The organism is Caballeronia hypogeia, from assembly GCF_001544875.2.
GTDB lineage: Bacteria > Pseudomonadota > Gammaproteobacteria > Burkholderiales > Burkholderiaceae > Caballeronia > Caballeronia hypogeia.
This window is the reverse complement of record NZ_FCOA02000003.1, coordinates 421968-444032: the sequence shown is the minus strand read 5'-3', so window position 1 is coordinate 444032 and position 22065 is coordinate 421968. Positions and strand designations below refer to the sequence as shown.

General features: G+C 64.3%; 21 protein-coding genes and 1 tRNA gene. 13 read left to right on the top strand and 9 right to left on the bottom strand.

The genetic code is table 11. The features are described from left to right. The first annotated feature begins 139 nt into the window (after window positions 1-139). A complete protein-coding gene (locus AWB79_RS08115) occupies window positions 140-1702 on the top strand; it encodes a GDSL-type esterase/lipase family protein (protein ID WP_061166858.1) in 1563 nt (520 codons plus the stop codon). Between the two features lie 46 nt (window positions 1703-1748). Here AWB79_RS08115 and AWB79_RS08110 read toward each other — a convergent pair whose 3' ends face one another. The 5 genes from AWB79_RS08110 to trxB form a co-directional block, all read right to left on the bottom strand. Continuing rightward, the gene (locus tag AWB79_RS08110) at window positions 1749-2072 is read right to left on the bottom strand and encodes a rhodanese-like domain-containing protein (protein WP_061166857.1); all 324 of its coding nucleotides are present in this window, start codon (window positions 2070-2072) and stop codon (window positions 1749-1751) included. A 67-nt stretch (window positions 2073-2139) separates the two neighbouring features. Beyond that, entirely contained in the window at window positions 2140-2793 is a 654-nt protein-coding gene (locus tag AWB79_RS08105; RefSeq protein WP_061166856.1) for a protein-L-isoaspartate O-methyltransferase family protein, read from the bottom strand. 134 nt (window positions 2794-2927) lie between these two features. Then, complete coding sequence (locus AWB79_RS08100; protein ID WP_061166855.1) at window positions 2928-3536, bottom strand: trimeric intracellular cation channel family protein; 609 nt, start codon at window positions 3534-3536, stop codon at window positions 2928-2930. Further along, window positions 3526-4353 (bottom strand): Smr/MutS family protein, encoded by an 828-nt coding sequence (locus tag AWB79_RS08095; protein WP_061166854.1) that lies wholly within the window; start codon window positions 4351-4353, stop codon window positions 3526-3528. The genes AWB79_RS08100 and AWB79_RS08095 overlap by 11 nt, the downstream gene beginning before the upstream one ends. Before the next feature lie 260 nt (window positions 4354-4613). Continuing rightward, complete coding sequence (gene trxB / locus AWB79_RS08090; RefSeq protein ID WP_061166853.1) at window positions 4614-5609, bottom strand: thioredoxin-disulfide reductase; 996 nt, start codon at window positions 5607-5609, stop codon at window positions 4614-4616. Between the two features lie 421 nt (window positions 5610-6030). Between trxB and AWB79_RS08085 the strand changes: the two genes are divergently transcribed. Continuing rightward, window positions 6031-8343: a DNA translocase FtsK gene (locus tag AWB79_RS08085; RefSeq protein WP_061166852.1), complete on the top strand. Its 2313-nt coding sequence runs from the start codon at window positions 6031-6033 to the stop codon at window positions 8341-8343. A 22-nt stretch (window positions 8344-8365) separates the two neighbouring features. After that, window positions 8366-9046, top strand: a complete 681-nt coding sequence (gene lolA / locus AWB79_RS08080) for an outer membrane lipoprotein chaperone LolA (RefSeq protein ID WP_061166851.1) — start codon at window positions 8366-8368, stop codon at window positions 9044-9046. Between the two features lie 39 nt (window positions 9047-9085). Here lolA and AWB79_RS08075 read toward each other — a convergent pair whose 3' ends face one another. After that, window positions 9086-10015, bottom strand: coding sequence for a LysR family transcriptional regulator (locus AWB79_RS08075; protein ID WP_061166850.1), 930 nt, complete (start codon window positions 10013-10015; stop codon window positions 9086-9088). A gap of 115 nt (window positions 10016-10130) precedes the next feature. On the opposite strand from AWB79_RS08075, the gene speB reads away from it, so the two are divergent. Further along, entirely contained in the window at window positions 10131-11156 is a 1026-nt protein-coding gene (gene speB, locus AWB79_RS08070; RefSeq protein ID WP_061166849.1) for an agmatinase, read from the top strand. A gap of 33 nt (window positions 11157-11189) precedes the next feature. Here speB and cytX read toward each other — a convergent pair whose 3' ends face one another. Next, entirely contained in the window at window positions 11190-12509 is a 1320-nt protein-coding gene (gene cytX / locus AWB79_RS08065; protein WP_061166848.1) for a putative hydroxymethylpyrimidine transporter CytX, read from the bottom strand. A 220-nt stretch (window positions 12510-12729) separates the two neighbouring features. On the opposite strand from cytX, the gene AWB79_RS08060 reads away from it, so the two are divergent. The 3 genes from AWB79_RS08060 (at window position 12730) to AWB79_RS08050 (ending at window position 15684) form a co-directional block, all read left to right on the top strand. Beyond that, a complete protein-coding gene (locus AWB79_RS08060; RefSeq protein WP_061167026.1) occupies window positions 12730-14046 on the top strand; it encodes a replication-associated recombination protein A in 1317 nt (438 codons plus the stop codon). A gap of 127 nt (window positions 14047-14173) precedes the next feature. After that, window positions 14174-15466 (top strand): serine--tRNA ligase, encoded by a 1293-nt coding sequence (gene serS / locus AWB79_RS08055; RefSeq protein WP_061166847.1) that lies wholly within the window; start codon window positions 14174-14176, stop codon window positions 15464-15466. Between the two features lie 127 nt (window positions 15467-15593). Continuing rightward, window positions 15594-15684 (top strand) — tRNA-Ser (locus AWB79_RS08050). Window positions 15685-15787: 103 nt separating this feature from the next. On the opposite strand, the gene AWB79_RS08045 is transcribed toward AWB79_RS08050, so the two are convergent. Continuing rightward, complete coding sequence (locus AWB79_RS08045; protein WP_061166846.1) at window positions 15788-16138, bottom strand: hypothetical protein; 351 nt, start codon at window positions 16136-16138, stop codon at window positions 15788-15790. A 250-nt stretch (window positions 16139-16388) separates the two neighbouring features. On the opposite strand from AWB79_RS08045, the gene map reads away from it, so the two are divergent. The 5 genes from map to minE all read left to right on the top strand — a co-directional run bounded on the left by map (window position 16389) and on the right by minE (window position 19973). Further along, window positions 16389-17171, top strand: coding sequence for a type I methionyl aminopeptidase (map, locus tag AWB79_RS08040; RefSeq protein WP_061166845.1), 783 nt, complete (start codon window positions 16389-16391; stop codon window positions 17169-17171). Between the two features lie 172 nt (window positions 17172-17343). Next, entirely contained in the window at window positions 17344-17868 is a 525-nt protein-coding gene (locus tag AWB79_RS08035) for a GNAT family N-acetyltransferase (protein ID WP_061167025.1), read from the top strand. A 151-nt stretch (window positions 17869-18019) separates the two neighbouring features. Then, a complete protein-coding gene (minC, locus tag AWB79_RS08030; protein WP_061166844.1) occupies window positions 18020-18805 on the top strand; it encodes a septum site-determining protein MinC in 786 nt (261 codons plus the stop codon). An 88-nt stretch (window positions 18806-18893) separates the two neighbouring features. Next, window positions 18894-19709 (top strand): septum site-determining protein MinD, encoded by an 816-nt coding sequence (gene minD, locus AWB79_RS08025; RefSeq protein WP_061166843.1) that lies wholly within the window; start codon window positions 18894-18896, stop codon window positions 19707-19709. A 9-nt stretch (window positions 19710-19718) separates the two neighbouring features. Further along, entirely contained in the window at window positions 19719-19973 is a 255-nt protein-coding gene (gene minE / locus AWB79_RS08020) for a cell division topological specificity factor MinE (RefSeq protein ID WP_008350955.1), read from the top strand. Window positions 19974-20413: 440 nt separating this feature from the next. On the opposite strand, the gene AWB79_RS08015 is transcribed toward minE, so the two are convergent. Beyond that, window positions 20414-20593 (bottom strand): hypothetical protein, encoded by a 180-nt coding sequence (locus AWB79_RS08015; protein ID WP_061166842.1) that lies wholly within the window; start codon window positions 20591-20593, stop codon window positions 20414-20416. Window positions 20594-20850: 257 nt separating this feature from the next. On the opposite strand from AWB79_RS08015, the gene opgC reads away from it, so the two are divergent. After that, window positions 20851-22044, top strand: coding sequence for an OpgC domain-containing protein (gene opgC, locus AWB79_RS08010; RefSeq protein ID WP_061166841.1), 1194 nt, complete (start codon window positions 20851-20853; stop codon window positions 22042-22044). Window positions 22045-22065 lie beyond the last annotated feature (21 nt).

Below are 22065 nucleotides of genomic sequence, written 5' to 3'. Positions count from 1 at the left end.
GGCAGCGTACGGCCATGCTGGGGGTGCCGTGGTCTAGTTTCCGACTACCAAATACAGATTGGCGCCCGGTGCTCCAAAAACGCGGATTTGCTCCGCGGATATCGTGACTCCCCGGCGACCACACAGATCGGAGGCGGAAGTGAATCAGCGGTTTCGCAGGTTGCTCGGCTTGGCGCTCGTCGTTTTTCTGTCGTGGCCCGATACATCGCATTACTTCGCGCAAGGGATCATCACGAGTGCACCCTGGACCGGCACCTGGTCGGTCGCACCCTCCACCACGCCCGATCCCGGATTCAACAATCAGACGATTCGTCAGATCGTGCATACGAGCATCGGCGGCACGGCGGCGCGCGTGAAGTTCTCCAATCTGATGGGCGCGCAGCCGATCACGATCAGCGACGTGCATATCGCTCGCCGCGCGAGCGCCGAACGCACGGTCGCGGGCACCGATCGCGCCGTGACCTTCAACGGCCAGCCCAGCGTGACGATTCCCGCCGGCGGCTCGGCGCAGAGCGACGCCGTCGCGTTCCAGGTGCCGGCGCTCGCCGACATCGCCGTGAGTTTCCATATTCCGTCGCAGACGCCGCCGGGTTCCACCGGCCACATCGACGGCATGCAGGACGTGTACATCGCGCCAGGCGATGTCAGCGCCGACCCGGCGTTCACCGGCGGCGTGGCGAACGCGGCGGGCGGCCAGTCGTACTATTTCCTCACCAACGTCGACGTGATGAACGCCTCGGCGACCGGCTCCGTGGTCGCGTTCGGCGCATCGATCACGGACGGGCTTTCTTCCACGCCCAACGCCAACAACCGCTGGCCGAATCTGCTCGCGACGCGCCTGTCACGCGCGGGCATGTCGGTGGGCGTGCTGAACCAGGGCATCAGCGGCAACAACTTCTTCACCAACGACGCCGGCCCGTCAGGCCTCTCGCGCTTTTCCCGCGACGTGCTTTCGCAGGCCAACGTGAAGTGGGTGATCATCTCCGACGACGCCGTCAACAACCTCATCAGCGGCAATCCGCCGGACGCGCAGAAGCTGATCAGCGCCTATCAGCAGTTGATCCCGCAGGCGCATAACGCGGGTGTCGGCGTGATCTGCTCGACGCTGACGCCATTCGAAGGCGTCGGGGATTGGACGCCAGCCATCGAAAGCACGCGCGAGGCCGTGAACGCGTTCATCCGCGGCGGCAGCAGCGGCTGCGACGCCGTCCTCGATCAGGCCGCGATTCTGGGCGGCAGCTCGTCATCCTTCATCGCCGCTTACAACAGCGGAGACAATCTCCATCCGAGTGTGGCGGGCCTGCAAGCGATCGCCAATGGAATCGATCTGAGCTGGTTCGCCGCGTTGCCGTCGATCAGCGCGCCGGCCGCGTGCGGACGGATCGCGACCGGCGAGGGGCTGTCGGTCGGGCAGGCATTGTCCGCATGCAGCGGCGACGCGGCGGTGGGGCTTGGCGATGACGGCTATCTGGCGGCCGGAGTCGGCGGCGTGCCGAGCTGGTCATCGCAGATTGCGGGTACGCCTGGTGTCGAGGTCCGCATGCAGGAAGACGGCAATCTCGTCATGTACGACAGCAACGGCGCGATGGTGTGGCAGACGAAGACCGCGGGCAATCCGGGCGCGTACGCGATGATCCAGACCGACGGGCATCTGGTGATCTATTCCGCGAACGGCACGGCGCTGTGGTCCAGCGCGGGATGAGAGCGAAGACGAGGCCGCGCGTGAATGGGCGCGGCCTGCGGAAAGATCAGTAAGTCGGCACGGAAGGATCGACCTGGCGCGACCAGGCGTCGATGCCGCCGTACAGGTTGAAGGTCTTCGTGAAGCCGCGCGATTCGAGGAACATCGCGACCTGGGCGCTGCGCGCGCCGTGATGGCAGATGCAGACGATCTGCGCTTCGTCGTCGAGCTCTTCGCTGCGCGCGGGGATGTCGCGCATTGGAATCGACACGATGTTGTTCATCTTCGCCGTCTGGATTTCCCAGGGCTCGCGCACGTCGAGCAGGACGGGCGCGGGGCGGGAGGAATCGGCAAGCCACGCGGCGAGTTCGGGTGCAGTCAGGTTTTGCATGGGAATTCCGGCAAGACAGGCGAAAGCGGGCCGACCCGCGGGCAGGCCCGGCTTCGCGCTTTGGACGTCAGAACTTGAACAGCGACGGATGCACCGCGTTCTTCAGCGGCGCGACGAGCGTCTCGAAGACATCCGACACGCGGAACTGCTTTTCATCGACGCGGGTGATGATCTGCGCCTTCATGACCGGCGCCTTGCCGACGAACGCGGCAATGCGCCCGCCGATCTTCAACTGCTCCAGAAATTCCTGCGGCATGACCGGCAGGCCGCCCGACACGCAGATCACGTCGTAGGGAGCGCTCTGAACCCAGCCGAGCGCGCCGTCGCCGGTCACCACGTCCACGTTCGTCACGCCGTTCGCGGCGAGGTTCTGCTTTGCGAAGGCGGCGAGTTCGGGCGAGATTTCGACCGTGGTCACGCTGCGGCCGCGATGCGCGAGCAGCGCCGCCATGTAGCCGGACCCGGCGCCGATTTCCAGCACCGTTTCGCCTTTGTGAATCGCCAGTTCCTGCAAAACGCGCGCCTCGACCCGGGGCGCGAGCATGATTTCGCCGCCGGGCAGCGGAATTTCGAGGTCCGCGAAAGCGATGTTGCGGTACGCGGCGGGAACGAAGTTCTCGCGCTTGACGATCGACAGCAGGTTCAGCACGTCCTGGTCCAGCACTTCCCACGGACGGATCTGTTGCTCGATCATGTTGAAACGCGCTTGCTCGATGTTCATGTTCTGTGTGCGTAAGGGCGACCGGAGCGACTGTGCCGCGGCCGATGGCGACTGGAAAAAGCGGGACTGGAAAACTTTGAGATTGTAGCAAAAGGACGGGTTTTGCCGCCCGTTCCGCGCTTTACGCCGCGCGGCTAGTGCGGCAATCGGATATCGAACTTGAAGGTGACGAGCCGCGCGAGCAGGATGAACGCCGTCGAAATCAGCACGTTGTAGATCGTATCGACGTCGAGCCGGTCGAGCCCGAGGTAAATCCAGCAGCCCGCGAACGCGCACACCGCGTAGGGACGCGAATCGCGCAGGATCAGCGGCACCTCGTCGCGCAGCACGCCGCCGAACACGCCGGTCACGACGCCCATCATCGTCGCGGTGAAGGCGGGCATCTGGGCGTCGAGGGCGATGGACGTGCCCGACACGCTGAAGAGACCGAGCCCGATCGCATCGGTGACGAGCAGGGCGCGCTGGTCGAACAGGCGCGAGGTGACGCGCAGGAACAGCGGCGCGAAGATCGACATCGCGAAGATGAAGAGGACGTAATCCTGATGCTCGACCCAGTAGAACGGGCGGCGCGACAGCAGCACGTCGCGCACCGTGCCGCCGCCGAACGCCGTCACGAGCGCGACGAGAAATGCACCCACCGCGTCGAGCCGGCGCTTGCGTGCCTCGATGAGTCCCGAGAAGGCGTACGCGAAGATCGCGAGCGCCTCCATGATGGAGATGGCGAGGGTAAGCCTAGGATGCACTTTCCGGCCCCGGTTTCTGACTCCTGCTGGAGCCCTTGTCCTGCGGATGATTGTGATGCCGCGGCGCGCCGCCCGGCTGCAGCAGCACGAGCACGGCGCCGGCGCCACCGTCGTTCGGACGCGCCTGGCAGAACGCGATCACTTCCTGCTTCTGCACCAGCCACGCGCGCACCTTGCCTTTCAGCACCGGCTCGCGGCCGATGGAGCCGAGCCCCTTGCCGTGAATCACGCGCAGGCAGCGCAGCCCGCGCTTCACCGCTTCACGGATGAATTCCGCCAGCGCCTCGCGCGCTTCCTCGCGGCGCATGCCGTGCAGATCGAGCTGCGCCTGCACGATCCACGCGCCGCGCCGCAGCTTCCTCACGACTTCCTGACTGATGCCGGGCCGATAGAAGGAAAGCGTCTCATCGATGTCGAGCAGGCTTTCCGGGTCGTATTCGTCGGAGAGCGCTTCCTGCAGCACGGCTTCCTCGTCGCGGCGGCTTTGCAGCGGCACGGGCGGAGGCGGCACGCGCGTGACGGTGGTGCGCGGCGGTGTTTTGAGCGGCTCGATCTCGCCGATCGCGCGACGGAACTCGCTCGCGTCGGCGACGGCCTCGCGTTCGGCGCGCGCCGCCGCGACGCGCTGCACCTCGCGCTTCTCGGCGCCGGCTTTCAGCGCGGTCTTGAGCGACGACAGGCCCGCGAAACCCTCGCGCTTCACGGCGGCAGCGAGCTCGCGCGCATCGGCCGGCTTCGGTTCGACGAGCGTGGCCGCGCGCGGCGCGTCCTTGCGTCGGACTTTCGGTTCGTTCGGGTGAGGGAGATTCTTCGGCATCGTTCGGCCAGCGGAAAAACGTCAGGGGTCGGGCGAGGCGCGCAGGCGCCGATCATGCCACGCGCGCGCCGCGCATCGAATGCCGCAGGGCGATACGCCGTCCGGCGCGCGCCGAAACGAAAACGGGCCGGCGGCGCGAACCGTGGCCCGTTGTTCTTTCAGTCGTTTCTGCGCTTTGTAGCGGGACGCTCACGCGCGGGCGACACACATTTTAATGTCTCGCCGCGCGTCTTCGCGCCCGCATTGCGCGTTCAGGCGTTTCAGCGATCCGCTTCGTGGCTCATCGAATGCGGCGTCGGCGTCTCGTTGATGGTCTCGAGATAGCGTTGTGCATCGAGCGCGGCCATGCAGCCGGTGCCCGCGCTGGTGATGGCCTGGCGATACACGTGATCCTGCACGTCGCCCGCGGCGAACACGCCGGGAATGCTGGTCGCGGTGGCGTCGCCGGTGGTGCCGCCCTTGGTGATGATGTAGCCGTTCTTCATTTCGACCTGACCCGCGAAGAGGTCGGTGTTCGGCTTGTGGCCGATCGCGACGAACACGCCCTGCAGCGCGATGTCCGTGGTGTTGCCCGATTGCGTGTCCTTGACGCGCAGGCCGGTGACGCCGGACTGGTCGCCGATGACTTCGTCGAGAACGTGATTCCACTTGATATCGACGATGCCTTCCTTTTCCTTCGCCAGCAGCCGGTCGATCAGGATCGGCTCGGCGCGGAACTTGTCGCGGCGATGCACGACCGTGACCTTCTTCGCGATGCCCGCGAGATAGATCGCTTCCTCGACGGCCGTATTGCCGCCGCCGATCACCGCGACTTCACCGTTGCGATAGAAGAAGCCGTCACACGTGGCGCAGGCGGAGACGCCCTTGCCCATGAACGCTTCTTCCGACGGCACGCCGAGATATTGCGCCGACGCGCCGGTCGCGATGATGAGCGAATCGCAGGTGTACTCGCCCGAATCGCCGATCAGGCGCATCGGACGCTCGTTGAGCTTCGCGGTATGGATGTGATCGAAGACGATGTCGGTGTTGAACGCGCGTGCGTGTTCTTCGAGGCGCTGCATCAGTTCCGGGCCTTGAACGCCCGACGGATCGCCCGGCCAGTTCTCGACGTCGGTGGTGGTCATCAACTGGCCGCCTTGCGCGAGGCCGGTGATGAGCAGCGGCGACAGGTTCGCGCGCGCGGCGTAGACGGCCGCGGAGTAGCCGGCGGGGCCGGAACCGAGAATCAGCACTTTGGCGTGTTTGGGCGAAGACATGATGATGGTCCGTTATTGATGGTCAGCGGAAGCGCGCCGTACAGCGGCACCGGCGCACTGGCCGATTACCTGCAACGCAGCAATCCCGCGCCGGTGCCGCTGCATGCCGCTGCGGGCCGGATTGCGCCGCGTGCTTCCTTTGAACCGTATTTAGGTGCAAAGAGAGGATTATAAAGGCCGCCGGAAAAGCCTTCCGAATGAACCTTTCAATCGCGTTGATAGGCGTTTGACGGGCGAAACGCGACGAAGCGCTCGCATGACGAGTGCGTGACGAGTGTTACAGGTTGCAAGAACGCGGCCGTTTTTGCGCCTTTCACCGCAATGCAGCGTTTACAATAGGTCACCGTTCCATGCGGCCCTTCACTGGCGCCCTTTATCGCCGCGAAGCCGCAAGCAAGCGACACAAAGCGACACCGAATCAATGGCCAAAGCTACTTATTCCGCGAGCCCGCAGGCGTTGCCGCACCGCATGTCGCGGCTCTTCACCGAGATTCGCTGGATTCTCCAGGTCGCCCTCGGACTGTTCCTCGTGATGGCGCTCCTCTCGTACAGCCGCAAGGATCCGAGCTGGACGCACGCGGTCAGCGTCGATCACATCGGCAACTGGGCAGGGCGCGTCGGCGCATATACGTCCGATATCCTGCTGCAGGTTTTCGGGTTGTCGTCGTGGTGGCTGGTCGTGCTCCTCGCGCGCCGCATCGTCGCCAATTACCGGAAGATCACGCAACCGCCGGTCGTCGCGGAAGATGCGCCCAAGGATCGCACGTGGCTCGCCGAAGCCTTCGCGTTCGTGCTCGTCCTGCTCGCGAGCAACGGCATCGAAGCGCTACGCATGTGGTCGCTCAAAGTGCAGTGGCGCCTGGCCGGCGGCGTAGTCGGCGATTTCGTCGCGCGCCACGTCTCGCATGCGCTCGGCTTCACGGGCGCGACGCTGTTCCTGCTGATCGCGCTCGCGATCGGCCTTTCGCTCTATTTCCGCTTCTCGTGGCTGTCGGTGTGCGAGAAGGTCGGCGACGGCATTCTCAACGCGATCACCGGCGCGCAACTGCGCCGCGAAGCCGGACGCGACCGCAAGCTCGGCGAGGCGGCGGCGTCGAAGCGCGAGGGCAAGGTCGTGCGTTCGCGCGAAAAGAGCGAGGATCACGAGCCGGTCATGATCGTGCCCGCCGCGCCCGCGCCCCCGCGCTCCGAACGCGCCGAGAAGGAAAAGCAGGTGCCGCTCTTCAAGGATTTGCCGGGAGACTCCACCTTGCCGCCGCTCGCGCTGCTCGACGCGCCGCCCAAGACGCAGGAGACCATCGCTGCGGACACGCTCGAATACACGTCGCGTCTCATCGAGAAGAAGCTGAAGGATTTCGGCGTCGAGGTGAGCGTGGTCGCCGCGTATCCGGGGCCGGTCGTCACGCGTTATGAGATCGAGCCGGCCACGGGCGTGAAGGGCAGTCAGATCGTCGGGCTCGCGAAGGATCTCGCGCGCTCGCTGTCGCTGGTGTCGATTCGCGTCGTCGAGACGATTCCCGGCAAGAACTTCATGGCGCTCGAATTGCCGAACCAGCGCCGTCAGACGGTCAAGCTCTCTGAAATCCTCGGCTCCGAAGTCTATGCGAACGGCGCGTCGCCGCTGACCATGGGGCTGGGCAAGGACATCGGCGGCAATCCGGTCTGCGCCGATCTCGCGAAGATGCCGCACCTGCTGGTCGCGGGCACCACCGGTTCGGGCAAGTCCGTCGGCATCAACGCGATGATCCTCTCGCTCCTGTACAAGGCGAGCGCGGATCAGGTGCGCCTCATCCTCATCGATCCGAAGATGCTCGAAATGAGCGTCTACGAAGGCATCCCTCACTTGCTGTGCCCGGTCGTGACCGACATGCGGCAGGCCGGCCACGCGCTCAACTGGGCGGTCGCCGAGATGGAGCGCCGCTACAAGCTGATGAGCAAGATGGGCGTGCGCAATCTCGCGAGCTTCAACACGAAGATCGACGAAGCGAAGAAGCGCGACGAAAAGATTCCGAACCCGTTCAGCCTGACGCCCGACGAACCGGAGCCGCTCACGCGCCTGCCGAACATTGTCGTGGTGATCGACGAGCTCGCCGACCTGATGATGGTCGTCGGCAAGAAGGTCGAAGAGCTGATCGCGCGCATCGCGCAGAAGGCGCGCGCGGCGGGCATCCACCTGATTCTCGCGACGCAGCGTCCTTCCGTCGACGTGATCACCGGTCTCATCAAGGCCAACGTGCCGACGCGCATGGCGTTCCAGGTGTCTTCGAAGATCGATTCGCGCACGATTCTCGATCAGCAGGGCGCGGAATCGCTGCTCGGCATGGGCGACATGCTTTACCTGCCGCCGGGCTCGGGCCTGCCGGTGCGCGTGCACGGCGCGTTCGTGTCGGACGAGGAAGTGCATCGCGTCGTCGACAAGCTGAAGGAGCACGGCGAGCCGAACTATATCGAAGGCATTCTGGAGGGCGGCCTCGCGGGCGACGGCGACGAAGGCTCGGCGGGCGCGGGCGGTGCGGGCGGCGCCGATGGCGAAGCCGATCCTTTATACGATCAGGCGGTCGAAGTCGTCATCAAGAACAAGCGCGCGTCGATTTCGCTGGTGCAGCGGCATTTGCGCATCGGCTACAACCGCGCGGCGCGCCTGCTCGAACAGATGGAGAACTCGGGGCTCGTGTCGGCGATGTCGTCGAACGGCAACCGGGAAATCCTGACGCCGGCGCGCGACGCGGAATAGGCATTACAGGGAGGACATAACGATGAAGCAACCTACGGGGCGCACCTTGATCAAGGCGGTCGGTGCGACGATCTTTTCGGCGTCGATGCTGTTCGCATCGCACGCGTTCGCGAGCGGCACGGAGCAGTTGAAGGCATTCGTGTCGCAGGTCAAGGCGGCGCGCGGCGACTTCACGCAGCAGGAAATCAAGGCGCCGGGCAAGACCAACAACGGAGCGACCTCGAACGCGGTGCCGACCAAGGGCGCCACCTCCAGCGGCACCTTCATGTTCGCGCGGCCGGGCAAGTTCATCTGGTCGTATCAGAAGCCGTACTCGCAAATCCTTCAGGCCGACGGCGACAAGCTCTACGTCTACGACAAGGATTTGAATCAGGTCACCGTGCGCAGTCTCGGCGGCGCGCTTGGCGCGAGCCCGGCGGCGATTCTCTTCGGCAGCAACGATCTCGACAAGAACTTCAACCTGCGCGACGCGGGCGAGAAGGGTGGAATCGACTGGCTCGAACTCACGCCGAAGGCGAAGGACACTCAGTTCGAGTCGGTGGGTATCGGCTTCAAGGACGGCAATCTGCAGGCCATGGAACTGCACGATGTGTTCGGCAACGTGACGCTGCTCACGTTCTCGAACATCCAGAAGAATCCGCCGATCAAGAGCGACACCTTCAAGTTCACGGTGCCGAAGGGCGCGGACGTGATCAACGGCTGATCCTCGCGGGGCGCTGAAGCGGCAACGTTGCGCCCCGATTCAATCGATGGCCGCGTGCGCCGCGGCCATGTCTTCCAGAAACGCTTCCACGATCTCCCGTTTCGCCGCGCGTGCGCCGCTCGCACCGCCCGCACGTTCGGCGCGCGTGACCATCTGGAACGCGACGCGATAGCGCATCGTCTTCGCGTTCAGCGGCGCGAGCAAACCTTGCTCGACATACGGCGCGGCGAAATGCTCGGGCAGATAGCCGAGATGCCGTCCCGAGAGCACGAGCATCGCGACCGCCTCCATGTTGTCCGCGACCGCGACGACATTGCGCGGCGTGAGTTCGCCCGCTTCGGGCAGCGGATAGCTTCGCCACGCCCAATCGTGCTCGAAGGCTTCGGTCGCGCGAATGCGGCCCGCGTGCGCAAAGAGCGGATGTTCGCGCCCACAATAAGCGAGCTGGTCCTCCGCGAAAATCTCCGTGTACTCCAGCGATGGCACGCGATGCCAGAAATATCCGATCGCCATCTGAATGCGCTCCGACAGCAGCATCTCCTCCAGTTCGCCCGGCGAGCGCACGAGCACCGCGAAGCGCACGGATTCGTCGCGCTGCCGGAATCGCGCGATCGCCTCGCTGACGCGCGCGTTCGCGCTCACAGGCGTGTTGCCGATCATCCCGAGCGTGAGCGTGCCGACGAGCGTCTTGCCGACGTTTCGCGCAGTCGAATCGAAGGTATCGATGGCCGCGAGCAGCGTCCGGCACGCCTCGACGAACTGTTCGCCGCGCGAGGTCAGCGCGAAGCCGCCGCGTCCGCGTTCGCAGAGCCGGTAGCCGAGGCGCGTCTCCAGCGTGGCGAGCTGCGTGCTGATGGTCGATTGCCCGACGTTGAGCGTCGCCTGCGCGGAAGAGACGCCGCCCGCATCGACGATGGCGAGAAACACGCGGATCAGGCGGAGGTCGAGGTCGGAAAGATGCGTGAACATGGGCGCCGGCGATACATCGATAAATATCGATGTTAAGTTAATTTCATCGCCATTTTATCTTTGTAGAAATGCGGCTATTAATTGGCGGGTCGAAACCTGCTCCCCATCTGACGCCATGAATACATCCTCGCCATCCTCGCTTTTCGCACCCGCCGAGCACTTCGACTCGCACTTCCTCCAACAGCGCGCCGAACGGCCGCAACCGCTTTCGGGCAACCAGATGCCGCGCTGCGGCGGCATCACGACGATGATGCGCCTGCCGCACGTCCAGTCGGCCGAAGGGCTGGATGCGTGCTTCGTCGGCGTGCCGTTCGACCTGGGCACGTCCAACCGCACCGGCGCGCGCTTCGGTCCGCGCCAGGTGCGCAGCGAATCGGTGCTGCTGCGCCCGTACAACATGGCGACGCGCGCCGCGCCCTTCGATTCGCTGCGTGTGGCCGATATCGGCGATGTCGCGATCAATCCGTATAACCTGCTCGATTCGATCGACCGTATCGAGCGCGCGTATCGCGAAATCCTGAAGCACGACTGCAAGCCGCTCACGCTCGGCGGCGATCACACCATCGCGCTGCCGATCCTGCGCGCGATTCACGCGAAGCACGGCAAGGTCGGGCTGATTCACATCGACGCCCATGCGGATGTCAACGACACCATGTTCGGCGAGAAGATCGCCCACGGCACGCCGTTCCGCCGCGCGGTGGAGGAGGGGCTGCTGGACTGCTCGCGCGTGGTGCAGATCGGTCTGCGCGGCACGGGCTACGAGGCCGGCGATTTCGACTGGTGCCGCGAGCAGGGTTTTCGCGTCGTGCAGACGGAAGAGTGCTGGAACAAGTCGCTCGCGCCGTTGATGGAAGAAGTGCGCGCGCAGATGGGCGATGGTCCGGTGTACGTCACGTTCGATATCGACGGCATCGATCCCGCATTCGCGCCGGGTACGGGCACGCCGGAAATCGCCGGGCTGACCGTGCCGCAGGCGCTGGAGATCGTGCGTGGGGCGCGCGGGCTGAACATCGTCGGGGCGGATCTGGTGGAAGTCGCGCCGCCCTACGATCCGTTCGGCACGACCGCGCTGCTCGGCGCCAACCTCGCTTTCGAGCTGCTTTGCGTGTTGCCGGGCGTCGAGTATCGCGCGGCGAAGTAAAAGGCCGTCCGCGGGCGGCGTTTCTCACCGCAATCACGCGTACGCGCGACGCCGTCCCGACACGAGCAGCAAATAGCACACGGCGCCGAGCGCGAGCGCGGGCAAGGTCGCGCCGAGATTCGGCAGCCACTGGTTGATTGCGTGATACGCCGCGATGCCGAGGCCCCACGCGACGAACGCGCTCACGTGCCAGCCGGCCGAATGACCATAACGCCCGTTGACGTCGGCGAGCACTGCGGCTTCGATGCGGCGCTTTCTCACGATGAAGTGATCCGCCAGCACGACGCCGAACAGCGGCGCGAACACCGAGCCGATCAGCAACAGGAAGTTCTGATATTTCCCCATCTCCACGACGAGCGCCACCAGCGTGCACAACGCGCCGAATGCGCACGAAAGCGTAGGCACGCTGGCGCGCGCCCAGAACGTGCCGGTCGATACGGCCGCCGAGTGGATGTCGGCGAAGGCGTTGTCGGTTTCGTCGATCAGAATCAGGAACAGCGCAATGCCGCCGCCCGCCTGCGCGAACGCGGTGGTCAGAAGGGCGTCGCCGCCGCCCGCCGCGAGCCCGTAGATCGCCCCGAGCGCATAGAACCACAGGTTGGCGATACCGTAGCCGAATAGCGTGCCGCGGAACGCGCCGCCCGGGCTGCGACCGAAGCGCGTGTAATCGGCGATCAGCGGGAGCCACGATAGCGGCATCGCCACGACCAGGTCGATGCCCGCGCCGAACGCCATTTCGCCGTTGCCAGGGCGCGTCATGAGCGCGCCGAGATCGTGCTTCGCGAGCAGATTCCACGTGAGCCAGCCGGCGCCGCCGAGCAGCAGCCACATACCCCAGGTGCGCAGAAAGCGCCGCACGAACGAAAGCGGTCCGCTTATCGCGAGCACCGTGGCGAGCGCGCCGAAGGCGAGCGTCCAGACGATCGGCGTCGAGAAGTGGAAGGATTGCTTCGCGAGCGCATCGGCGGAATCGCGCATCACGATGATCTCGAACGATCCCCAGCCGACGAGCTGGATCGCGTTCAGCACCGCCGGCACCGACGCGCCGCGCACGCCGAGCGTCGGCCTGAGCGACGACATCGCCGCGAGCCCCGTATCCGCGCCGACGACGCCCGCGAGCGCCAGCAGCAGCACGCCGATCACAGTGCCGATGACGATCGCGGCCAGCGCATGCGGCAGCGACAATCCTGGCACGAGCAGCGCGCCCGCCTGCGCGACGAGCAGCCCGATGCCGAGCGAAAACCACAGCGCAAAGGCGTCTCGCGTGCCGAAGGCGCGCCGCTCGGGCGGCACGGGCGTGAGCGGCGCGTAGGTGGAGCGGCTGCCGATATCGCCGGTAGTCTCTTGCTGCATGGGTTTGCGTCCCTATATTGTCTTGTCGAGCCGAACGTGCGGGCACGCCCGGCTGTCATAATTGTCCGATTCTGCGGTCGGATTGCCCCGCGCGACAACCTGGCCGAACGGCCGATGCACAGGTGCGCCGCAAAAGGGCAAGATTATCGCCGCGTTCGCCTCAACCGCGCTCGTACACCCGTCGAGCGACTTTGCGCATCCATTGCGCCCGACCAAGCACATGTTCGAAGAAAACCGTGGCACCGTTCCGCTCGCGGAGCGCTTGCGCCCCCGCACCATCGACGACGTGATCGGCCAGAAGCATCTGCTCGGGCAGAGCAAGCCGCTGCGCGTCGCGTTCGAATCGGGCGAGCCGCATTCGATGATTCTCTGGGGCCCGCCCGGCGTCGGCAAGACCACGCTCGCGCGCCTCATGGCCGACGCGTTCCACGCGCAGTTCATCTCGCTGTCGGCGGTGCTGTCGGGCGTCAAGGATATCCGCGAGGCGGTGGAGACGGCGCAGATTCATCGCGCGAACGGGCATCAGACACTCGTATTCGTCGACGAGGTGCATCGCTTCAACAAGAGCCAGCAGGACGCGTTCTTGCCGCACGTCGAGTCGGGCCTGTTCGTGTTCGTCGGCGCGACCACCGAGAATCCGTCGTTCGAGGTGAACAGCGCGTTGCTCTCTCGGGCGGCAGTGTACGTGCTGAAGAGCCTCGACGCCGACGAACTGAAGGAATTGCTCGAACGCGCGACGAAGGAACTCGGCGGCCTCACTTTCACCGACGAAGCCCGCGACGCGCTCGTCGGTTCCGCCGACGGCGACGGCCGCAAGCTGCTGAACAATCTCGAGATCGTCGCGCGCGCGGCGGCGCAGCAAAAACAGGGCGAAGTCGACGGCGCATTGCTCGGCAGCGCGCTCGCTGAAAACCTGCGCCGCTTCGACAAGGGCGGCGACGCGTTCTACGACCAGATCAGCGCGCTGCATAAATCGGTGCGCGGCAGCAATCCGGACGGCGCGTTGTACTGGTTCTGCCGCATGCTCGACGGCGGCGCGGACCCGCGCTACATGGCGCGGCGCATCGTGCGCATGGCGTGGGAGGACATCGGGCTGGCCGATCCGCGCGGCGCGCGCATCGCGCTCGATGCAGCCGAAACCTACGAGCGCCTCGGCTCACCGGAGGGCGAACTGGCGCTCGCACAGGCGCTCATCTATCTCGCGGTCGCGCCGAAGTCGAATGCCGGCTACAACGCGTACAACGAGGCGCGGCGCTTCGTCGGCAAAGACCAGTCGCGCGGCGTGCCGGTCCATCTGCGCAATGCGCCGACCAAGCTGATGAAGGAACTGGGCTACGGCCACGAATATCGCTACGCGCACGACGAGCCCGACGCCTACGCGGCCGGTGAAACCTATTTGCCCGAAGGCATGCGCGAGCCGTATTGGTATCAGCCGACGCCGCGCGGGCTCGAAGGCAAGATCGGCGACAAGCTCGCCCGTCTCGCAGAACTCGACGAAGCGTGGCGGCGCGAGCATCGGGACGAGAAGAAGCGTTGAAGCGCGCGCGGTTCGTTTCGCGCGCGGTCAAACTGCGTTTCGACAAGCGGTTCGCCAAACGCGCCCGTCGCCCGATGCCCGTGCGCTAAAATCGGCGTTTCCGATTACTTAACAAGCAGCCCCCGCCATGCTCGACATCCAACACCTCCGCAAAGACCTGGACGGCGTCGCGAAGCGTCTCGCCGATCGAGGCTACACCCTCGACGTCGCCGCGTTCGCGTCGCTCGAAGCCGAGCGCCGCGAGATCCAGACCCGCACCGAAGAACTGCAGGCGCGCCGCAACAGCCTCTCGAAGCAAATCGGCGCGATGAAGGGCCGTGGCGAGGACACCTCGGCGGTGATGGCGGAAGTGGGCGGCATTGGCGACACGATGAAGGAATCGGCGGCGAAGCTGGAGGACGTCCAGAAGCGTCTGTCGGACCTCATGCTGACGGTGCCGAACCTGCCGCACGAAAGCGTGCCGGTAGGCAACGACGAGACACAGAACGTCGAAGTGCGGCGCTGGGGCACGCCGCGCTCGTTCGACTTCGAGATCCGTGATCACGTGGATGTCGGCGCGCCGCTCGGCCTCGACTTCGAGACGGGCGCGAAGCTCTCGGGCGCGCGCTTCACGCTGTTGCGCGGGCAGATCGCGCGGCTGCATCGCGCGCTCGCGCAGTTCATGATCGACACGCACACGGAGCAGCACGGCTACACGGAGGCGTACACGCCGTACATCGTGAATCCGGAGATTCTTTACGGCACGGGTCAGCTTCCCAAGTTCGCCGACGACATGTTCCGTGTCGAGAAGGGCGGCGACGAGAACACGGTCACGCAATACCTCATTTCAACTTCAGAAATCTCGCTGACCAACACGGTGCGCGACAGCATTCTCGAAGCCGATACGCTGCCCGTGAAGCTCACCGCGCATTCGCCGTGCTTCCGCTCGGAGGCGGGCTCGTATGGCCGCGACACGCGCGGGCTGATCCGCCAGCATCAGTTCGACAAGGTCGAGATGGTGCAGGTCGTGGCGCCGGAGCATTCGTATGCCGCGCTCGACGAAATGGTCAGCCAGGCGGAGACGATTCTGCAGAAGCTGGAACTGCCGTATCGCGTGATCACGCTGTGCACCGGTGACATGGGCTTCTCGGCCGCAAAGACCTTCGACCTCGAAGTGTGGCTGCCGGCGCAGAACACGTATCGCGAGATTTCGAGCTGCTCGAATACCGAAGCGTTCCAGGCGCGGCGCATGCAGGCGCGCTTTCGCAATGCGCAAGGCAAGCCGGAGTTCGTGCATACGCTCAATGGGTCGGGACTGGCGGTCGGTCGCACGCTCGTCGCGGTATTGGAGAATTTCCAGAACGCGGATGGCTCGGTGACGATTCCGGTCGCGCTGCGTCCGTACATGCGCGGCGCGGAAAGAATCGAAGTTTCGGCGTGACGTTTATTTTCAAAATGGGGCTTGGAAACGTCAGAAGACTTCGATATACTTTCGTTCTTCGTTGAGCAACGACCCACTCAGCGAAGGCCGATCGAAGCAGAGCGAAAGTAAAGCGCGATTGGTAGACGGAGAGGTGGCAGAGTGGTCGAATGTACCTGACTCGAAATCAGGCGTACGGTTTTCCCGTACCGTGGGTTCGAATCCCACCCTCTCCGCCAAGACACAAAAAACCCCGCAAGTCGTGAGACTTGCGGGGTTTTGCTTTTGGGCTTGCGTGCGCTATCACAAGACGCTCCGCTTGGTCGAAGCGGAGCACATCCCTCAAGTCGTGCACCGCGCGATATCGAACCGCAGTTCCGGCTCTGGCACACCGCCATCATCGCTCGACGACTGCTGCACCTTCACGATCGATCCATAGCCCGAAGGCGTTAGCGTCACGAGCCACGCATTCGATCCGACCATCAGCTCCGTAGTGCCTTGATTGCGCCTCGTCTGCGCCGACGGAATCATGCGTTGCAGGCAACTCGAGATGTCCGACGCTGTTCGCGCCGACGAAACATGAATCACCGGCTTCGATGCGCGCAGCTCGGGGCCGCTCGTCGAACTGCAGGCGGCGAGGGCGACGACGCCCGAGAAAACCACGGAAATCAACGCAAATCGCTGCAAAGTCATTACCCTCCGGCAAGTCTGAATGCGGGCCACTAAACCACAAACGGGCCTTCATCACAAGCGTGGACGACGCTCGCGGCGCATCGAAAACACCACGCGCGAGGCCTCGAAATGCAGCGCCCAAGCGGCTTTGCAAGAGGCGGCGCTGCGCGGGAGTGCTATCATCGGGCCCATTGTCCTCGCGCCGCGCCTGCCCGAAACACCGGAAGAACTGCGCGCACGCGAGGCGGCACGAACCCATTCGCATTGCTCAATGGCTATCACGCTCAAGACACCCGCAGACATCGAAAAGTTGCGCATCTCCGGCCGCATGGCCGCCGAAGTCCTCGCGATGATCGCCGAACACGTCCGCCCGGGCGTAACCACCGACGAACTCGACGCCATCTGCAACCGCTTCATCGTCGACGAACTGAAGGTGATTCCCGCCAACGTCGGTTACATGGGCTTTCCGAAGACGGTCTGCACCTCGGTGAATCATGTCGTGTGTCACGGCATTCCCGGACCGAAAGAACTGAAGGACGGCGACATCATCAACATCGATGTCGCGATCATCAAGGACGGGTACTACGGCGACACGAGCCGCATGTACTACGCCGGCACGCCGAGCGCCGAAGCGCGCCGTCTGACCGAAACGACCTACGAAGCCATGATCGCCGGCATGCGCGAAGTGCGCCCGGGCGCCACGCTCGGCGACGTCGGCGCGGCGATCCAGAGCGTCGCGCATCGCGAGGGCTTCTCGGTCGTGCGCGAGTACTGCGGCCACGGCATCGGCCGCGTGTACCACGAAGATCCGCAGGTGCTGCACTACGGCCAGCGTGGCGCGGGCCTGCGCCTGAAGCCGGGCCTCGTCTTCACCATCGAGCCGATGATCAACGCGGGCCGCGCCGCCACGCAGCAGTCGCGTGACGGCTGGACCGTGACGACGAAAGATCGCTCGCTGTCCGCGCAATGGGAGCACATGGTCGCCGTCACCGAAGATGGCTTCGAAGTGCTCACGCCGTGGCCGGACGGCACCGGACAATACGCCGCGCCGTGAGTGTCGCAGCGCCATTCGTGTGCGCTGTAAAGCACTTTCCAGGATTTAGGAATTGACGGGTTCGCCCGTTCGGTTGAATCTATGCCAATGGCCCGCGCGCCGGACCGGCCGACAGAGCCGCACGCGCATGGAGCCTGAAAGCCAGAGAGAAATAGTCTGCATGAGCGCCCGCATGAGTCCCTCACTGACCGTCAGCCGCATCGCCGCGCAACAAGGTTCGGTTCTACGCGATCTTCGCACGGCTTCGCTGCGCGAAGCGCCGTACGCATTCGACGAAACGCTCGAAGATGCGTTGCTGGTCGAGCCGTCGTCTTTCGACCAAACCGCGGTGCTGCACGCAAACTCGCCGCGGCTCGCGACATTTCTGCTCTACACGGAAGGGCATGCCTGCGGTCTCGTACATGCGTACATCGAGGACGCGCCCGAGGCGCGCGCCTTCGTGAGCGCGTTGTGGGTCGCGCCGGCGGTGCGTCATTTGCGCGGCGGCGAGCTGCTCGTGAACGTCGCTTCGCAATGGCTCGCGGAGCAGGGCGCGGCCGAGGTGCATGCGTGGATCTCGGAAGAGAACCGCACCGCGATGCGCTTCTACGAGCGTCTGGGCTTCGGTCCCACCGGAGACCGCCGCGCCATGCCCTCCCACGCGGAAGAAGCCGAATCGCTCTTCGTGCTGCACATGCATTCCGAACGTCACGCATAGTCACGCTTGAGGCGCGTTCGCGCGCATTCCGTCCTCGCTTCGTGCGTGCATTCAGCACGCGCCCCTCGTTTTCGATAGCGTAAATCAGGCCTAAAAATTATGGCCGTGTGCGGCAACGCCTGTAAAATACGCAAAATTTTTGGCCGTTCTTATGTCGCTCAACAAAACGCCCTTTTTCGAACTGCGCAGCGGCTCCGTCGACACGCTTCTCTTCGTCGTCAAGACTTCCGACCTTGATGCCCTGCGCACTGAACTCACGCGGCGCTTCGAAGCGACTCCCGAATTCTTCGCGGGCGATGTCGTCGCCATCGACGTGCGCCGTCTTGCCGAAAGCGCGGGCGGCGCAGAAGGCGAGCGTGTCTCGCTCGCGGAACTCGAAAAGCTGCTGACCAGCGTGCGCATGCGTCCCATCGGCATCGTCGCGCTGCCCGCGCAGACGTGGGCGATCCAGTGGGCGAATCAGGGCGGCCTGCCGGTGCTCGAAGCGCGCGACCGGCGCGGCGCGCCCAAGCCTTCGGTCGATGAAGCGAAGCCCAACACCGAAGCCGCCGCGGTCATCGAAGCGGCGGTCGCGCAGGCGCCCGCGCCCGCGACACTGCCACAGCCGGCGACCATCATCGACCGTCCGCTGCGCTCGGGGCAGCAGGTCTATGCGAAAGGCGATCTCATCGTGCTCGGGCTCGTGTCGTTCGGCGCCGAGGTGATCGCGGAAGGCAATATCCATATCTATGCGCCGTTGCGGGGCCGCGCGCTTGCGGGCGTGCACGGCAATCTCGACGCGCGCATCTTCTGCACCTGTCTCGAGCCGGAACTGATCTCGATCGCGGGCATCTACCGGACGACCGAGAACCCGCTGCCGGCCGACGTGCTGAGCAAGCCGGTGCAGATCTGGCTGAGCGAAGAAAAACTGATGATCGAACCGCTGCGTCTGACCTGACGAGTCGTATCAGCTTGCGCGCCCGATGCCCTGGCGCGCGCTCGACTGCAACGCGAGCGGACCTATTTGACGAACACAAGGTACTTGTATGGCAAAAATCATTGTGGTGACTTCGGGGAAGGGCGGCGTCGGCAAGACGACCACCAGCGCGAGCTTCGCATCGGCGCTCGCATTGCGCGGCCACAAGACGGCCGTGATCGACTTCGACGTCGGTCTGCGCAATCTCGACCTCATCATGGGTTGCGAACGCCGCGTGGTGTACGACCTGATCAACGTGATCCAGGGTGAGGCGAACCTGCATCAGGCGCTCATCAAGGACAAGAAGTGCGAGAACCTGTTCATCCTGCCGGCATCGCAGACGCGCGATAAAGACGCGCTCACGCTCGAAGGCGTGGAGAAGGTCATTGAAGAGCTGGTCAAGATGGACTTCGAGTACATCGTCTGCGATTCGCCGGCGGGTATCGAATCCGGCGCGCTGATGGCGATGCACTTCGCCGACGAAGCGCTCATCGTGACGAATCCGGAAGTGTCGTCCGTGCGCGACTCGGACCGAATTCTCGGCATTCTGTCGTCGAAGACCAAGCGCGCGGTGGAAGGCAAGGAGCCGATCAAGGAACATCTGCTGATCACGCGCTACAACCCGAAGCGAGTGTCGGAAGGCGAAATGCTCTCGCTCAACGATATCCAGGAAATTCTGCGCATCGATCTGATCGGCGTGATTCCGGAGTCGGAAGCGGTGCTGCATGCATCGAACCAGGGCTTGCCGGCGGTGCATCTCGATGGCACCGATGTCGCCGAATCGTACAAGGACGTGGTGTCGCGCTTCCTCGGGGAGCAGAAGGCGCTGCGCTTCACGGATTATCAGAAGCCCGGTTTGCTGCAACGCATCTTCGGCACCAAGTAAGGGGACGCAATGTCGATTCTTTCGTTTTTGCTGGGCGAGAAGAAGAAGTCCGCTACGGTCGCGAAGGAACGCTTGCAGTTGATCATTGCGCACGAGCGCGCGGGTGGCAAAGCCGCCGCCGATTACCTGCCGGCGTTGCAACGGGAACTCGTTGCGGTGATTTCGAAGTACGTGAAGATTTCCGACGACGATATTCGGGTCAGTCTCGAACGTCAGGACGATCTCGAAGTGCTCGAAGTGAAGATCGAAATTCCGCAGGCGTAGCCTCTGCGGAAATGGGCGCGGGCGGTTGCCAACCGGTCGCGCGGGCGTATCGCCCGGAAAGCCAGGATTTCATGATCCTGGCTTTTGTTTTTGCGCGCGCTATCGTTTGCGCGTGCCAGATGGAGCGATTTCGCGGCCGATACGGATGCGCAGACGGGACGGGATCGCAGGAGGAAAGTGCGTCGGGCAGCGTCACACCGCGTAAGGCGATACGCAAAAACCGAGGCCAGAAAAAAGAACAGGCGCGAGGCTTTCGCCGGGCGCCCAAGAAACGCTCCCGACAGAATCAGGAGCGGAGAGGAGAAGGTTGCTGTTCGTCCAGCGCGTGAAGCGCGCCCGCACAAACAACATTAATTGTTCAGAGTGAGCGCTTTGGCGAAAGTTCAACTGGTTTGAAATTTATTTGCAGGCGCGCTGTTTGAAACCGCGCGCGGGCGATTTCAGGCCGTCAGCACCTCGAAGGCGAGCACGGCGAGGATCGCGCCGACATTGGCGATCACCGCTTCGAAGAGCACGCCGCGCCAGGTCGCGGGTCTGAATTTCACGGCGAGGAGCAAGGCGGTCAGCAGCGCAATGGCAATCATTGCGACGAGATTCGAACTCTCGAGATGAATACGCATGACGACCTCCTGAATGGATTGCGGAATAACTTTCCGCGCAGCGTTTTTGTCGAACTCGTTTTGAGTATAGGCAGCGCTACATTGACTGGAAAGCGGACAAAAAAGTCATTTTCCCGCCAGCTTGCCGACTGCACCCGGGTGTTAATTTAAATACCCGTCGATTCGGGGAATTTTCTCTCCGACGTAGGTACAAACCCCGCATGCGCGCCAGACATGTCCGTCGCGCGCCGAACCGCAGTTCGTGGAGCATTCGCCAAATGACTTCCCCGGCCACACGTTCCCTCGAAGTCGATTTCTTTCGGGGAATCGTGCTGCTCATTATCGCGGTGGACCATATAACGGGAAGTGTCCTGTCGCGCTTTACGCTGCATCAATATGCGTTCTGTGATTCCGCCGAAGTATTCGTTTTTCTTGGAGGTTATGCGTCGGCGGCGGCTTATACGGCGCTTGCGACTCGCCGTAGCGATTCAGCCGCCCGCCGACGCTTTTTCAAACGCAGTTGGGAGATTTATCGCGCGTACCTGTTTACCGCGTCGCTGATGCTGATTGGCGGGGCGCTGCTGATGCTTCTCAAGGTCGATACGCCGATGCTCCAGTACACCGAATGGCCGAATTTCCTCGTGCGGCCGTTCGGGCTCGTCGCCGATATCGCGTTGCTGCGCCAGCAGCCGTATCTGTCGGCCGTGCTGCCGATGTATTCGGTGTTCGCCCTCGCCGTGCCGATGATCGTGCCGCTCGCGCAGAGGAAGCCCGTCGTCGCCATGTTCGGCAGCTTGCTGGTGTGGCTCGCGGCCGCGCCGCTGCTGCGCTTCTTGCCCGGCACGTACGGCGAGGCGTGGTCGTTCAACCCTTTCGCGTGGCAACTGATGTTCGTGACCGGCGTGCTCGCGCGAGTCCAGCCGATCAGCGACGAATTCCACGCCGGACGGTTCGCGCGCTGGCTGACCGCCGGCGCGATCGCCGTCGCGCTGACCTTCGCGTTCTTCAAGCTGTTCCTCGAAACCCAGGCACCGCCGGGATACATGAAGCAGAATCTCGCGACGCTGCGCATCGTGAGCTTCGCGGCGGTCGCGTGGGTGGTCGCGCGCGCGGTCTATGCGGGCTGGATCGGCAGGCTCGCGCGCAGGCTGCCGGGTGTCGTGACGATCGGGCAGCAGGGGCTCGTGTGCTTTATCGCGGGGACGTGCGTGTCGCTTGTCCTGGATTCGGCGTTGCGCGCGATGGGCGTGCTCGGGCTCAACCGCTATCCGTCGCACTGGATTCTGGGTCTGATCGCCGATGCCATCGCAATCGTAAGTTTGCTCGCGCTCGCGCGTTTCTGGGCCGACCGGAAGGCGATGAAGGCGGCGAGAGCCAAAGGCGCGGCGATCGAAAGGCAGACCGCGCCGCGCGTGCCGGCCATCGAGCGACGGCCGGTGCCGGCGCATGCCGGCAACCGGCGCGATCGCTAACGCGCCGGTTGCCGTTCCGGG